At 71.7% G+C, this 16767-nt stretch carries 3 protein-coding genes; all 3 read left to right on the top strand.

Annotation, left to right across the window (positions count from 1 at the left end; genetic code table 11):
• Positions 1–4639: type I polyketide synthase (locus ACFXB5_RS45900; protein ID WP_385219937.1), on the top strand; the 4639-nt coding region annotated here is incomplete at its 5' end.
• 27 nt (positions 4640–4666) lie between these two features.
• Positions 4667–11242: a type I polyketide synthase gene (locus ACFXB5_RS45895; protein WP_385219935.1), complete on the top strand. Its 6576-nt coding sequence runs from the start codon at positions 4667–4669 to the stop codon at positions 11240–11242.
• Between the two features lie 81 nt (positions 11243–11323).
• On the top strand, positions 11324–16767 hold a 5444-nt coding region (locus tag ACFXB5_RS45890; protein ID WP_385219933.1), incomplete at its 3' end, for a type I polyketide synthase.

Raw genomic sequence — 16767 nt, 5'->3', positions numbered from 1 at the left:
GCTGGCGTTGGTACCGCAGCAGCGGTTGCTGGTGGAGACGACATGGGTGGCTTTGGAGCGCGCCGGGATCGACCCCGGCTCGCTCCGTGGCCAGGACATCGGTGTCTTCGCCGGAATGGTCAACTACGACTACACCAGCCGCCTCGACACAGCTCCCGACGGTTCCGAGGGGTACCTCATGACCGGCGGCGCGGGCAGTGTGCTGTCGGGTCGGGTGTCGTATGTGCTGGGGTTCGAGGGTCCTGCGGTGACGGTGGACACGGCGTGTTCGTCGTCGTTGGTGGCGTTGCATCTGGCGGGTCAGGCCTTGCGGGCGGGGGAGTGCTCGATGGCGCTGGCCGGTGGGGTGACGGTGATGGCCGGGCCGGACGCCTTTGTGGAGTTCTCCCGTCAGCGCGGGCTGGCCCCCGACGGCCGATCCAAGTCGTTCGCGGCCTCGGCGGATGGCACGGGATGGGCCGAGGGGGCGGGCGTGCTGCTGGTGGAGCGGTTGTCGGATGCGGAGCGGCTCGGTCATCGGGTGTTGGCGGTGGTGCGGGGCAGCGCGGTGAATCAGGACGGTGCGTCGAACGGTCTGACGGCGCCGAACGGTCCGTCGCAGCAGCGGGTGATCCGGCGGGCGTTGGCCTCCGCGGGGCTGGTGGCGGAGGACGTGGACGCGGTCGAGGCCCATGGCACGGGCACACCACTGGGCGATCCGATCGAGGCGCAGGCGGTGTTGGCCACGTATGGCCAGGATCGTGATCGGCCATTGCTGATGGGGTCGTTGAAGTCGAATATTGGTCATGCGCAGGCGGCCGCTGGTGTGGCTGGTGTGATCAAGATGGTGTTGGCGTTGCGGTTTGGGGTGTTGCCGAGGACGTTGCATGTGGATGAGCCTTCACCGCAGGTGGATTGGTCGGCGGGTGCGGTGGAGTTGCTCACTGAGCAGCGGGTGTGGCCGGAGCTGGGACGCCCGCGCCGAGCAGGAGTGTCCGCGTTCGGCGTCAGCGGCACCAACGCCCACGTCATCCTGGAACAGCCCGCGGACCTCCCTGACCTGGCCCTGCCCGCACCGCAGCTGCCGGGCGGCCTCGCCCTTCTTCCGGTGTCCGCGCGAGGCGAGGGCGCCCTGCGGGCCCAGGCACAGCGGTTGTTGTCCTTCCTGGACCAGCGGCCGGACCAGGATCTGGGCGAGTTCGCCCTTGCGTTGGGTTGTGGTCGGGCGGGGTTGTCGGATCGTGCGGTGGTGGTGGCGGGGGATCGGGAGGAGGCGTTGGCGGGGTTGGGTGTGGTGGTGCGGGGTGAGTCGGGTGTGGGGGTGGTGTCGGGTTCGGTGGTGCGTGGTCGGTTGGGGGTGTTGTTCGCTGGTCAGGGGTGTCAGCGGGTGGGGATGGGGCGTGGGTTGTATGAGGTGTTCCCCGTCTTTCGGGAAGCTTTCGATGCGGTGTGTGGGGTGTTGGATCGGGAGTTGGGTGTGGGTGGTGTGTCGGGTTCGGTGCGGGAGGTGGTGTTCGGTGACGGGGGTTTGTTGGAGCGGACGGTGTTTGCTCAGGCGGGGTTGTTCGCGTTGGAGACGGCGTTGTTCCGGTTGGTGGAGTCGTGGGGTGTGGTGCCGGATGTGGTGGGTGGGCATTCGGTGGGTGAGGTGACGGCGGCGCATGTGGCGGGTGTGTTGTCGTTGGAGGATGCGGCGGTGTTGGTGGCGGCGCGGGGTCGGTTGATGGAGGCGTTGCCGGAAGGCGGCGCGATGGTGGCGGTGGCTGCGAGCGAGGACCGGGTGCGCCCGTTGCTGGTGTCGGGGGTGGGTATCGCGGCGGTGAATGGTCCTGTGGCGGTGGTGCTCTCGGGTGATGAGGAGCCGGTGTTGCGGGTGGCGGAGGAGTTGTCGGAGCAGGGGTGCCGGACGAGGCGTCTGGCGGTTTCGCACGCGTTCCACTCCGCTCGTATGGAGCCGATGCTGCAGGAATTCCGGGAAGCGATCGCCGACGTGTCGTTCGCTGCCCCGGTGATTCCTCTGGTGTCCAACGTGACCGGGCAACTGGCAGACACGGAGACGGTGCGTTCTCCCGAGTACTGGGTGGAGCATGTGCGTTCGGCGGTGCGGTTCGCGGACGGTGTGCGGGCCCTTGCCGACTATGGGGTCAGCACGTACCTGGAGTTGGCGCCGGATGCCGTGCTGTCCGCGATGGTCGGGGACTGTCTGCCGGAGGAGTCGGCCGAACAGCCCGTGGTGGTGCCGTCGTTGCGGCGGGAGGACGACGAACCCCGCGCGCTGATGTCCGCCGTCGCCAACCTGCACGTGGCAGGCGTACACATCGACTTCAGCGCTCTGTTCGGCGGCGCCGTTCCGCCCGCCCACCTGCCCGATCTGCCCACGTACGCCTTCCAGCGGGCCCACTACTGGCTCCAGGACACCCGGCCCGCCTCTCACCGGAGCCCCGCCGGTGCCTCCGGCGACACCGACGTCATCGACGCCCGGTTCTGGGCGGCGGTCGAACGCGGCGACCTCGGCTCGGTGGCCGAAGCGTTGGACCTGGCCGACGGCGATGAGAACCGTGCCGCTCTGGACGCCATGGGCGGTGCGCTGGGCGTGTTGTCGGACTGGCGGCGCAAGCGCGGTGAGAAGTCCGCGGCGGACCAACTGCGCTATCAGGTCACCTGGAAGCCACTGCCCGGCGCCACCTCCGGCGTACCCACCGGCACCTGGCTGGTCGTCCTGCCGTACGGCTGCCCGGACGAGGAGTACGCGGCCCAGGTGGCCCCGGTGCTGAACCGCCAGGGTCTGCGCACCACGACGCTGCGGCTCGACGGACCGGAATCACCCGACCGCGCAGCCTTCGCCGAGATGCTGCGCGGCGCGCTGGCGGACCACGACGACATCGGCGGTGTGCTGTCCCTGCTCGCTCTCGACCAGCGCGTACGTCCCGGCTCCGTGACGCTCACCGAGGGGGCCGCGGCCACGTTGGCGCTGGTGCAGGCCCTCGGCGACCTGGGCTCGGCAGGTTCAGCGGGCTCGGGGCATCGCCTCTACTGCGCCACCCAGGGCGCGGTGACCGTCGGCGCGGCGGACCGGCTCAGCGCTCCGGAACAGGCGGCGGTGTGGGGGCTCGGCCTGGCCGTGGCGCTGGAGCAGCCGGACCGATGGGGGGCGCTGGTGGACCTCCCGGACGTGTTCGACGACCGGGCCGCCCGGACCCTGCTCGCCGCGTTGGCCGATCCGGGCGATGAGGACCAGCTCGCGATCCGCGCCACGGGCGCGTTCGTACGCAGGCTGCGAAGCCATCCCCTGCCCACCGGCGTGGCGAAGCCGGAGTGGCGCCCGCGTGGCACCGTCCTGGTCACCGGCGGTACGGAGGGTCTCGGCAGGCATGCCGCGCGCTGGCTGGCCGGTGCCGGTGCCGAGCACCTGGTGCTGACCGTCGACTCGGATCCGGAGGCGCCGCATGAACTACCGCACGTGGTGGCACTACGGGACGAGCTGAGCGGCCTGGGTGCGAAGGTGACGGTGTGCCCGACGGACCTCACCGACCGCGACGCGGTCGAGCGGCTGCTCACCGGCCCCGCCGCGTATCCCGAGCTCTCCGGTGTCGTCCACACCGCCGACCTGGCACGGATCGCCCAGACCGACGCCACCAGCGCCGATGAACTGGCGGAGACGCTGGCGGCCAAGGTCGACGGTCTGCTGCATCTCGACACGGTCCTCGCCGATCGGGAACTGGACCTGTTCGTGGTCTTCTCGTCGGTCGCCAGCGTCTGGGGCGGTGGTGGCCAGGGGCTGATCGGCGCGGCCAACGCCCAGCTCGACGCCTTGATCGAGCGGCGCCGCGCCAGGGGCCTGGTGGCCACTTCGGTGGCCTGGGGTGTGATCGACGGCTTCGGTGTGGCCGCCGATGCCACGGCCCAGGAGCAGCTGCGCCGCCGCGGTGTGCTGCCCATGGCTCCCGAGGCGGCCATGGCGGCCCTGACGCACGCTGTCCGCCATGACGACACGCTCGTGGCCGTGGTGGACATCGATTGGTCGGCGTTCGTCCCGGCGTTTACCTCGCTGCGGCCCAGTCCGCTGATCGGTGATCTGCCGGGCGTTCAGGAGATCGTCGACAGCCTTCGTACGGACGACGCCTCCGACGAGTCCGCCTCGGAACTCCTGCGCGAACTGGCCGCGGGCTCCGACGCCGAGCGGGAACGCGCCTTGATGAAGGTGGTGCGCGAGAACACGGCCATCGCGCTGGGCCACAACGGTGTCGAGGCCGTCAAACCGCAACGAGCCTTCCAGGAGATGGGCTTCGACTCCCTCGCGGCCGTGAACCTGCGCAACACCCTCGGCGCCGCACTGGGCACCCGGCTGCCGGCCACTCTCGTCTTCGACTACCCCACGCCCACCGCGCTGGTGGAGTACCTGCGTACCGAACTCCTGGGAGACCAGGGCGACGACGAGGCCACCGAGGCCGATGAGGAGGAGATCCGCCGCGTACTGGCCGCCGTGCCGTTCAGCCGGTTCCGTGAGGCCGGAGTGCTCGACGCGCTGCGGTCACTGGCCAGGACCGAAGCGGCCGCACGGGACGGCAGCCGACCGTCCGCTGATGAGGAGCTCGACCTGATCGATGGAATGGATATCGCCGGACTGGTCCAACGGGCGTTCGACGGAACCCAGTTGTGAACGCACTCGACGCGGTGGGAGGCAGCCATGAGCAGCAGCCAGAGCGAACAGATCGTCGACGCCCTGCGCGCCTCGCTGAAGGACAACGCCCGGCTGAAGCACGAGTACGACAAGGCGGTCGCGGCCACCTCCGCCCCCATCGCCATCGTCGGGATGGCCTGCCGGCTGCCGGGCGGGGTGAGCACACCGGAAGACCTGTGGGAGCTGGTGTCCACCGGCGGTGACGGCATCTCCGGCTTTCCGGTGAACCGCGGCTGGGACCTGGACAACCTCTTCCACCCCGATCCGGACCACCCCGGCACCAGCTATGCCACGGAAGGGGGCTTCCTGCACGACGCCGGTGAGTTCGACGCGGGCTTCTTCTCCATCTCGCCCCGGGAGGCCGTGGCGATGGACCCGCAGCAGCGGATCATGCTGGAGCTGTCCTGGGAGGCGTTCGAGCGCGCCGGGATCGACCCGACCAGCAAGCGGGGCAAGGACGTCGGCGTCTACTCCGGTATCGCTTTCCACGACTACGGCACCGGTCTCGCCGAGGTCCCCGAAGGGCTCGAGGGCTTCATCCTCACCGGCGGCGCGGGGAGTGTGCTGTCCGGACGGGTCTCCTACGCACTCGGCCTCGAAGGCCCCGCCGTGACGATCGACACGGCGTGCTCCTCGTCGCTGGTGGCGCTGCATCTGGCGACGCAGGCGCTGCGGGCGGGGGAGTGCTCGATGGCGCTGGCGGGTGGCGTCACCGTGATGGCGGCCTCCGACGCCTTCGTGGGCTTCTCCCGGCAGCGCGGGCTGGCCCCCGACGGCCGGTGCAAGGCATTCGCGGCCTCGGCGGACGGCACCGGGTTCTCCGAGGGCGCCGGTGTGCTTCTGCTCGAGCGCCTGTCCGACGCCGTCGACGCGGGACACCCGGTACTGGCGGTGGTGCGCGGCTCGGCGGTGAACCAGGACGGCGCCTCCAACGGCCTCACCGCGCCGAACGGCCCCTCACAGCGGCGCGTCATTCGCCGGGCGCTGAACAGCGCACGGCTGACGGGCGCCGATGTGGACGTGGTGGAGGCACACGGCACGGGTACGGCGCTGGGCGACCCCATCGAGGCGCAGGCCCTGCTGGCCACGTACGGCCGGGACCGCGACCGCCCGCTGTGGCTGGGGTCGGTGAAGTCCAACATCGGCCACACCCAGGCCGCCGCCGGTGCGGCCGGTGTGATCAAGATGGTGATGGCGATGCGGCACGGCGTACTGCCGAAGACGCTGCATGTGGACGCGCCCACGCCCCAGGTGGACTGGTCGGCCGGTGCCGTGGAACTCCTGACCGGCGAACAGCCGTGGCCGGAGACGGGACGGCCGCGCCGGGCCGCCGTATCGGGCTTCGGCATCAGCGGCACCAACGCCCATGTGATCCTCGAAGAGGCCCCGGACCCCCAGCCCGGCGGACCCGGCCCCGCGACCGGTGCCACCGCGGAAACCAGCACCGCCGCCACCGAACCGGCGCCGTCGTCACCACCGGTCCTGGACGATGCCCCGGTGCTCCACGATGCCCCGGTGCCACTTCTGGTCTCCGGGCGGGGCGAGTCGGGGCTGCGCGCTCAGGCCCAGCGCCTGCTGTCGTTCCTGGACGAACGCCCCGACGTGACCCTGCCGGACCTCGGCTGGTCGCTGGCCTCCGGGCGCGCCGCGCTGGAGCAACGCGGCGTGGTGCTGGCCACCGACCGGGACGCCGCGCTGCGCGGCCTGACCGCACTGGCCCAGAACACCCCCGCCCCCGATGTGATCCGCGGCACCGGCCCGGCCACCGGGAGTATCGCCTTCGTCTTCCCCGGCCAGGGCTCGCAGTGGCAGGGCATGGCGGCCGAACTGCTCGCCTCCTCATCGGTGTTCGCCGACCGGTTCGCCGAATGCGACGACGCGCTGGGACGCCTCCTGGACTGGTCCGTCACCGATGTGATCCGGGGGGCCGAGGGCGCGCCTTCCCTGGACCGCATCGAGATCCTGCAACCCGCGCTGTTCGCGGTGCATGTGTCCTTGGCGGCGGTGTGGGCGGCGGCCGGGGTCGAACCCGCGGCGGTGGTCGGCCACAGCCAAGGGGAGATCGCGGCGGCGTATGTGGCCGGGGCGCTGTCACTGGCGGACGCGGCCAGGATCGTGGTCCTGCGCAGTGCTCTGTTCGCCGAGGAACTGGTGGGCAAGGGCGCGGTGGCCTCTGTGGCGGTGTCGCCCGACACCGTGGAGAAGCGGCTGGCGGACTGGGGCGAGCGACTGGTGATCGCCGGACGCAACGGCCCCTCGGCGGTGACCGTCGCGGGCGAGGTGGCCGCGCTGGAGGAGTTCGTGGCCGGATGCAAGGCCGACGGGATCCGGGCGCAGGTCGTGGGCTCGACGGTGGCCTCGCACTGCGCCCAGGTCGATCCGTTGCGGGACCGCATCCTGGCGATGTTCGCCGACATCACCCCGCGCCGCGGCCACATTCCGTTCTACTCGACGGTCACCGGCGGTGTGCTCGACACCGGCGAACTGGACGCCGAGTACTGGTTCCGCAACGCGCGCCACCCGGTCGACTTCGAGGGCGCCGTCCACGAACTCCTCACCGACGGATTCGGCTTCTTCGTCGAGTCCAGCGCCCATCCCGTGCTGGTGACGGCCATGCAGCAGATGTTCGAGGACGCCGGGGCCGACGCGGTGGCCGTGGGCTCCCTACGGCGCGACGAAGGCGGTGCGCGGCGGTTCCTGGCCTCCCTCGCCGAGGGCCATGTGGGTGGCCTGCCGGTGGACTGGGCCACGGTGTTCGCCGGTTCGGACCCGCGCCGGATCGATCTGCCCACATACGCCTTCCAACGGCACCACTACTGGCTGGAGTCGACCGGCACCTTCGGCGACGCGTCCGGGCTCGGCCTCGAACCGGCCCAGCACCCCCTGCTGGGCGCGGTCGCCGAAGTCCCCGAATCCGGCGGGGTGTTGTTCACCTCCCGGCTGTCGCTGCGTACGCATCCGTGGCTGGCCGACCACGCGGCGGCGGGCACGGTGCTGCTGCCCGGGGCCGCGTTCGTGGAGCTGGCGGTGCGCGCCGGTGACGAGGTGGGCTGCGGTGTCGTCGAAGAACTCGTCATCGAGGCACCGCTCACATTGGTCGAGGGCGACGGCGCGCGGCTGCAGGTGTTCGTGGGCGAGGCGGGCGACTCCGGTCGGCGCCCGCTCTCCATGCGCTCCCGCGCGGAGGAAAGCGGACCGGGTGCGGCCTGGACACGGCACGCCACCGGTGTCCTGGCCCCGGCCGCCGTCGCCACCCCACCCGACACCGGCCTCACCCAGTGGCCACCGGCCGGGGCGGTCGCGGTGGACACCGAGCGGGTGTCGGAGGCGTACGAGGACATGGCCGCCGCCGGTTACGGCTACGGACCGGCCTTCCGGGGGCTGCGCGCGGTGTGGACCCGGGGCGAGGAGGTGTTCGCCGAGGTCGCGCTGGGCGACGACCAGGGGCTCTCGGCGGACGGCTTCGGTCTGCACCCGGTGCTGCTCGACTCCGCCATGCACGCGATCGCCTTCCGCGACCTCGGCGCCGCCCAGGCCACGCTGGCGCTGCCGTTCGCCTACCGCGACATCGCCCTGCACGCCGCCGGAGCGTCCGCGCTACGCGTCCACATCGCACCGAACGGCCCCGAGGAGGTGGCGCTTCAACTGGCGGACACCGGCGGCGCGGCCGTCGCCACCGTCGGGTCGGTGGTGTCCCGGCCGGTGGCCACCGAACTGCTGGACACCGGCACCAGCCCCGCCCGGGAGCGGATGTTCCGCGTCGGCTGGGACGAGCTCCCGGCACCGGCGGCCGACACCGCACCGGACACCCCGCACCCCGTACCGGTGGCGACCGCCGAGGACATCCGCGAACTGGCCGAGACGGCCGACCTGGGCGTGCCCGAGGCGCTGCTCCTGGACCTGGCCGGCGACGGCCAGGAGCCCAGCGCGAGCGGCGTACGGGAGGTCACCGGCCGGGTGCTGGAACTGCTGCAGACCTGGCTGTCCGCGCCCGAACTCGAGGACACCCGGCTGCTCGTGCTCACCCACGGCGCGGTGGCCGTGCACCACGACCGCGAGCTCACCGACCCCACCGCCGCCGCCGTATGCGGTCTGCTCCGGTCCGCCCAGGCCGAGAACCCCGGGCGCGTCACACTGGTGGACACCGACCGGGCACAGGCGTCCCTGGCCCTGCTGCCCGGCGTGTTCACCGGCGGAGAGCCACAACTCGCCCTGCGCGACGGCATCCGCTACGCCCGCCGCCTCACCCGCGCGGACACCACCGGCGCGCTGACCCCACCCGCGGGCGTGGCGGCCTGGCGGCTGGAACCCGGCACCGACGGCACACTCGAAGGCCTGGCGCTGCGCCCCGCCCCCGCCGCGCTGGAACCGCTGGCCGCCGGTCAGGTCCGGATCGAGGTCCGGGCGGCGGGACTGAACTTCCTGGACGTCCTGGTGGCGCTGGACATGAACCGGGTCGACGCCACCATCGGCAACGAGGGCTCCGGAGTGGTCACCGAGATCGGCCCCGGAGTGGCCGGGCTCACCGTCGGCGACCGGGTGATGGGGCTGTTCCCCGACGCCGTCGGCCCGCTGGCCGTGGCCGACCACCGCACCGTGGTCAGGATCCCGCACGGCTGGTCCTTCCAGCAGGCCGCCACCGTGCCGATGGCGTTCCTCACCGCCTACTACGGGCTGCGCGACCTCGCCGGTCTGCGATCCGGTGAGTCCGTACTCATCCATGCCGCCGCCGGCGGTGTCGGCATGGCCGCCGTGCAACTCGCCCGGCACTGGGGTGCCGAGGTGTTCGCCACCGCCGCCCCCGCCAAATGGGACGCCGTACGCGCCACCGGCATCAGCGAGCGGCGGCTCGGCAACTCGCGCACCGTGGACTTCGCACCGCACTTCCTGGACGCCACTCAGGGCCGGGGCGTCGATGTGGTGCTGGACAGCCTCGCCGGGGAGTTCGTGAACGCCTCACTGCGGCTGCTGCCCCGAGGAGGCCGGTTCCTGGAGATGGGCAAGGCCGACCTGCGCAGCCCCGAGGAGGTCGCAACCACCCACCCCGGCGTCTCCTACCAGGCGTTCTCCCTCTACGAGGCGGGCAACGACCGCATCGGGGAGATGCTCCGTGAACTGGTCGAGCTGTTCGACCGGGGAGCGCTGCACCCGCTGCCGCTGAACACCTGGGACGTACGCCACGCCCCGGCCGCCTTCCGCCACATGAGCCAGGGACGGCACATCGGCAAGAACGTGTTCACCCTGCCCCGCACCCCCGACGCCACCGGCACCCTCCTGGTCACCGGCGGTACCGGCTCGCTGGGCCGCCTGGTGGCCCGGCACATGGTCACCGAACACGGAATGCGCAACGTCGTCCTGGCCGGCCGGCGCGGCAGGGACGCCACGGGGGTCCCCGAGCTGGAGGACGAGCTCAGCGCGCTGGGCGCCACCGTGCGCACGGTGGCCTGCGACCTCGCCGACCGGGAGGCGGTGGCCGCACTGCTCGGCGCGATCCCCGAGGACACCCCGCTGACCGCCGTGGTGCACACCGCCGGGCTGCTGGACGACGGCGTGATCACCACCCTGACCCCGGAACGCCTGGACACGGTGTTCCGCCCCAAGGTGGACGCGGTGCTGAACCTGCACGAGCTGACCCGCGACCTCGACCTCGCCGCGTTCATCCTCTTCTCCTCCGGCGCGGGCACCTTCGACTCCCCGGGCCAGGGCAACTACTCCGCCGCCAACGCCTTCCTCGACGCGCTCGCCCGCTACCGCCATGCCAGGGGACTGCCCGCCACTTCCCTCGCCTGGGGCCTGTGGGGCCAGGTCACCGACATGAGCGCGCACCTGGACGACTCCGACCAGCGGCGCATGGCCCAGGGCGGCATGCTCGGCCTCTCCGTACCCGAGGGCATGGAGCTGTTCGACACCGCGTTGCGCGGCCCCGACACCGTACTGGTCCCCGCACACATGGACTTCGCCGCCCTGCGCACCCTGGCCGCCTCCGGCTCGCTGCCCGCACTGCTGCGCGCCCTCGTCCGCACCCCGCGCCGGGCCGTCGACAACGCGGTGGCGGACACGGAAGACCTGGTGAGCAGGCTGATCAGGGCAACCGCCGGCCAGCAGGAGAAGATCCTGCTCGACCTGGTCCAGCAGGAGGCCGCCGCCGTCCTCGGCCACGCCTCGGCCGACCTGATCGAGCCCGACCAGCCCTTCAAGGAAATCGGCTTCGACTCGCTCACCGCCGTGGAGCTGCGCAACCGGCTCTCCCGCCGGGCCGGGGTACGGCTGCCCGCCACGCTCATCTTCGACCACCCCGCCCCCGCGCCACTCGCCCGCTACCTCCTGGCCGAGCTGGGCCAGGAGGTCGACACCTCGGAGGTGCTGATGGCCGAGCTCGACACCGTGGCCACGACCCTGGCCGAGGTGACCCCCGACGCCACGACCCATGCCACGGTGCTGGCCCGCCTCCACCTGCTGGTCGAGCAGTGGGAGACCACGGCAGGCGCCACAACCGCCGACCAGGATGAGGAGTTCGACGTGGACACCGCGACCGACGAGGCCATGTTCGAGCTCATCGACCGGGAGTTCGGCACCTCGTGACCGCCCGGCCCCGTGCGACGACACACCACACGCCGCCGACCCTCCAGCAGACGCCACCGTTTCCTTCGGGAGTGAACACTCATGGCAGATGACGGGAAGCTGCGCGACTACCTCAAGCGCGTGCTGGCGGACGCCCGCCGCTCCCAGAAACGGGTCCGCGAGCTGGAGGCCGAGAAGACGGAGCCGATCGCGATCGTCGCGATGGCCTGCCGGCTTCCGGGCGGGGTGTCCTCCCCGGAGCAACTGTGGGACATGGTGCTGCACGGGCGGGACGGGATCACCGGCTTCCCCGTGAACCGTGGATGGGATCTGGGAAACCTGTTTCATCCGGACCCCGACCACCGGGGCACCAGCTATGTCCGCGAGGGCGGATTTCTGCACGACGCCGGGGAGTTCGACGCGGGCTTCTTCGGGATCTCCCCGCGCGAGGCGGTCACGATGGATCCCCAGCAGCGCATCATGCTCGAGCTCTCCTGGGAGGCATTCGAACGGGCGGGGATCGATCCGACCGCGTGGCGCGGCAAGGATGTCGGGGTCTTCTCCGGGTTCGCGGGCAGCGACTACGGGGCCGGGCTGCCGGAGCTGCCCGAGGCCCTGGAGAGCTATCTGATGACCTCCGACGCCGGAAGTGTGCTCTCCGGCCGGATCTCCTACACCTTCGGGTTCGAGGGCCCCGCCGTCACGGTCGACACCGCGTGCTCCGCGTCCCTGGTGGCCCTCCACCTGGCGGCGCGCGCCCTCCGGGCGGGGGACTGCTCGATGGCGCTGGCCGGTGGCGTCACCGTCCTGGGCACACCCCGGGCGTTCATCGGCTTCTCACGACAGCGCGGACTCGCCGCCGACGCCCGGTGCAAGGCATTCGCCGCGGCGGCGGACGGCACCGGCTTCTCCGAGGGCGCGGGAGTGCTGCTGCTGGAGCGGCTGTCGGACGCGGAGCGGCTCGGCCATCGGGTGTTGGCGGTGGTGCGGGGCAGCGCGGTGAACCAGGACGGTGCGTCGAATGGTTTGACCGCCCCGAATGGTCCGTCTCAGCAGCGTGTCATCCGGCAGGCGCTGGCCCATGCGCGCCTCAGTACGTCCGAAGTCGACGCGGTGGAGGCCCATGGGACGGGCACGGCGCTGGGGGACCCTATCGAGGCGCAGGCGCTGCTGGCCACGTACGGCCAGGGGCGACCGGAGGACCGCCCGCTGTGGCTGGGGTCGCTCAAGTCCAACATCGGCCATACCCAGGGTGCGGCGGGTGTGGCCGGGGTCATCAAGATGGTGATGGCGTTGCGGCATGGGGTGTTGCCGAGGACGTTGCATGTGGATGAGCCTTCGCCGCAGGTGGATTGGTCTGCGGGTGCGGTGGAACTGCTGACGGAGCGGCTGGTGTGGCCGGAGGTGGGGCGTCCGCGGCGGGCGGGGGTGTCGGGTTTCGGGGTGAGTGGGACGAACGCCCACGTGATTCTGGAGCAGGCTCCGGATGCGGCCACCGAGGTGGTGGCGGAGGCTCGGGGTGGTGGTGTAGTGCCGTTGGTGGTGTCAGGGCGTGGTGATGCGGGGTTGCGGGCCCAGGCACGGCGGCTGCTGGACTTCGCCGAAGGCCACCCGGAGGTGGGGGTGACGGAGCTGGGTGTGGCGTTGGGTTGTGGTCGGGCGGGGTTGTCGGATCGTGCGGTGGTGGTGGCGGGGGATCGGGAGGAGGCGTTGGCGGGGTTGGGTGTGGTGGTGCGGGGTGAGTCGGGTGTGGGGGTGGTGTCGGGTTCGGTGGTGCGTGGTCGGTTGGGGGTGTTGTTCGCTGGTCAGGGGTGTCAGCGGGTGGGGATGGGGCGTGGGTTGTATGAGGTGTTCCCCGTCTTTCGGGAAGCCTTCGATGCGGTGTGTGGGGTGTTGGATCGGAAGTTGGGTGTGGGTGGTGTGTCGGGTTCGGTGCGGGAGGTGGTGTTCGGGGACGGGGAGTTGCTGGAGCGGACGGTGTTTGCTCAGGCCGGTCTGTTCGCGTTGGAGACGGCGTTGTTCCGGTTGGTGGAGTCGTGGGGTGTGGTGCCGGATGTGGTGGGTGGGCATTCGGTGGGTGAGGTGACGGCGGTGCATGTGGCGGGTGTGTTGTCGTTGGAGGATGCGGCGGTGTTGGTGGCGGCGCGGGGTCGGTTGATGGAGGCGTTGCCGGAGGGTGGCGCGATGGTGGCGGTGGGCGCGGGTGAGGAGCAGGTGCGTCCGCTGCTGGTGTCGGGGGTGGGTATCGCGGCGGTGAATGGTCCTGTGGCGGTGGTGCTCTCCGGTGATGAGGAGCCGGTGTTGCGGGTGGCGGAGGAGTTGTCGGAGCAGGGGTGCCGGACGAGGCGTCTGGCGGTTTCGCACGCGTTCCACTCGACGCGGATGGAGCCGATGCTGGAGGAGTTCCGGCGGGTGGTTGAGGGCTTGTCGTTCGCGGCTCCCGAGATTCCTCTGGTGTCGAATGCGACCGGGGAGTTGGTGGATGCGGAGGTGGCGTGTTCGCCGGAGTACTGGGTGGAGCATGTGCGTTCGGCGGTGCGGTTCGCGGATGGTGTGCGGGCGCTTGCGGAGTACGGGGTGAGTACGTATCTGGAGCTGGGCCCCGATGGCACGCTGTCCGCGATGGGCCGCGAGTGCCTGGACGACGGGCACGCCGCCTTCGTACCGGCCCTCCGCCGGGAGGGTGACGAGATCCGCGCCCTTGTCACGGCTCTGGCCACCTGCCATACGCGTGGCGTGCATGTGGACTGGGCGACCGTGCTGGGCGGAACGCGTACCGGTTCGGTCGATCTGCCGACGTATGCGTTCCAGCGGGAGCATTACTGGTTGGTGGGGGACGGGCGTGGAGCCGGTGATGTGGCGTCCGCGGGGTTGGCGGGCGTCGGGCATCCGTTGTTGGGTGCGGTGACGGAGGTGCCGGGGTCGGGTGAGGTGTTGTTCGCCTCCCGGCTGTCGCTGCGTACGCATCCGTGGCTGGCTGATCATGTGGCCGCGGGTGCGGTGTTGTTGCCGGGGGCGGCGTTTGTGGAGTTGGTGGTGCGGGCCGGTGATGAGGTGGGGTGCGGTGGGGTGGAGGAGTTGGTGATGGAGGCTCCGCTGGTGTTGGCGGAGGGCGGGGCGGTACAGATGCGAGTGAGCGTCGCGGAGGCCGACGAGGGCGGTCGGCGTGTGGTGCGGGTGTATTCGCGGGCGGAGGACGCGGGCGTCGGTGCTGCGTGGGTGCGGCACGCGAGTGGGACGTTGCGGCCTGCGGGGGAGGTGTCCGCTGCTGGGGCGGAGATGTCGGTGTGGCCTCCGGCGGGTGCGGTGGCGGTGGATCCGGTGGAGGTGGAGGGCCTGTACGACGGCCTGGAGCGGGCTGGCTATCGGTATGGGCCGGTGTTCCGGGGGGTGCGGGCGGCCTGGCGGCTGGACGGTGCGGTGTATGCGGAGGTGGCTTTGCCGGAGGAGCAACGGGCTCAGGCGGCGGGGTTCGGGCTGCATCCGGCACTCCTCGACGCGGCCCTGCACGCAGCCGCGTTCCAGCACCGTGCGGAGCGTGCCGACCAGCGGACAGCGCTGCCCTTCGTCTGGCGCGATGTGGCGCTGTACGCCACGGGTGCCATGGCGTTACGGGTACGGGTGGTCCCCGCCGGAGAGGACACCCTGACGCTGGAGTTGGCCGATGAGACCGGCGCCCCGGTGGCTTCGGTGGGTTCGATGGTGTCCCGCCCGGTCGAACCCGGGCAGTTCAGGACCGCCCCGACGCATGACCGTCTGCTCCGCCCGGGATGGGAGAAGACGGCGCTGACGCCGGATGGCGCCCCACTGGGCGCGGTGCGGGTGGCCACGGCCGAGGATGTGCGCGCGCTGGCCGAGCGAGGTGACCGGTTCGACGCCGTGACGGTCGAGGTGGCCGAGACCGGAAGTGTGCGCGAGCTGACCAGCCGGGTACTGGAAGTCGTCCAGGCGTGGTCGACCGAACCCGCGCTGGACAGCACGCGGATGGTCGTGCTGACCACGGGCGCGGTCGCCGTCGATCCGGATGAGCTGGTGGACCCCGCCATTGCCGCCGTATGGGGGCTGGTCGGCACCGCGCAGTCGGAGAACACCGGCCGGATCCTCCTGCTGGACGTCGACAACGAGCCGTCCTCGTACGCCATGCTGAGCACCCTCGTCCCCGCCCTGTTCGCCGCCGATGAGACGCAGGCCGCGGTCCGCGCGGGTTCGTGCTTCCTGCGGCGGCTCACCCGCGTGATGGGGCCGCCCGAGGTGGTGGGGCCGCCCGAGGCCGGGCCGGGTGGGTTGGATGCGGGCGGGACGGTGTTGGTGACGGGTGGTACGGGGGCGTTGGGCGCGGTGGTGGCGCGGCATCTGGTGGCCGTGCACGGGGTGCGGAGTCTGGTGTTGGCGAGCCGGAGCGGGCCTGGGGCGCCCGGTGCCGCCGAGTTGGAGGCGGAGCTGGTGGGGGCGGGTGCACGGGTGCGGATCGTCGCGTGTGATGTGGCGGACCGGGACGCGGTGGCCGGGCTGCTGGATGCCGTTCCGGGCGATGCTCCGCTGTCGGCGGTGGTGCATACGGCCGGTGTGCTGGATGACGGTGTGCTGACCGCGTTGACCCCGGAGCGTATGGATGAGGTGTTCCGGCCGAAGGCGGATGGGGCGCTGCATCTGCATGAGCTGACCCGGGACCTGGACCTGTCGGCCTTCGTGCTGTTCTCCTCCGCCGCAGGCACCTTCGGCAGCCCCGGACAGGGCAACTACGCCGCCGCCAACGCCTACCTCGACGCGCTGGCACAGCACCGGGCCGCCCAAGGGCTTCCCGCGATCTCCCTCGGCTGGGGCATGTGGTCCCAGGACGCGGGGATGACCGCCCAACTCGGCGACACCGACCAGCGTCGACTGGCACGTGACGGACTCGCCGCGCTGACCTCGGCCGAGGGCATGGAGCTCTTCGACACCGCGCTGCGCACCGGCGAAGCCACGGTCCTCCCGATCAAACTGGACCTCGGCGCCCTGCGGGCCCAGGCGGCCACCGGGGCGGTGCCGCCACTGTTGCGCGGATTGGTCCCCCAGCCCCGGCGGATCCGGCAGAAGGCCCAGTCGGCGCATGCGCACGACGCCGACGCGCTCACCGCACGACTGGCCGGGGCGGGCCCCGCGGATCGGCAGGCGATCCTTCTCGACCTGGTCCGGCAGGAGGCGGCGTATGTGCTCGGCTACGCCTCGGTCGGCCGTATCGGCCCCGATGCGGCCTTCACCGACGTGGGCTTCGACTCGCTCACGGCGATAGAGCTACGGGACCGGCTCCTCGCCCGTACCGGACTGCGGCTCTCCGCCACGTTCGCCTTCGACTTCCCCACGCCCCTCGCACTGGCGGACCACCTGGACACCCGTCTGGGCGCCGAAGCCACGCAGGACCCGGTGCTGGCCGAAGTGGCGAGGCTCGAAGAACTGGTGGCCGCCAGGCCACCGGACGGTGCCAAGAACACCGGCGCCGCCGCCCGGCTCCGGGGGGGGGGCGGCCGCCCCCCGGCCGACGCCCCCCCCCCGCCGCGCGGGCGCCG

This window comes from Streptomyces sp. NPDC059455, assembly GCF_042750115.1.
GTDB lineage: Bacteria > Actinomycetota > Actinomycetes > Streptomycetales > Streptomycetaceae > Streptomyces > Streptomyces endocoffeicus.
This window is presented reverse-complemented; position numbering and strand designations above follow the sequence as displayed.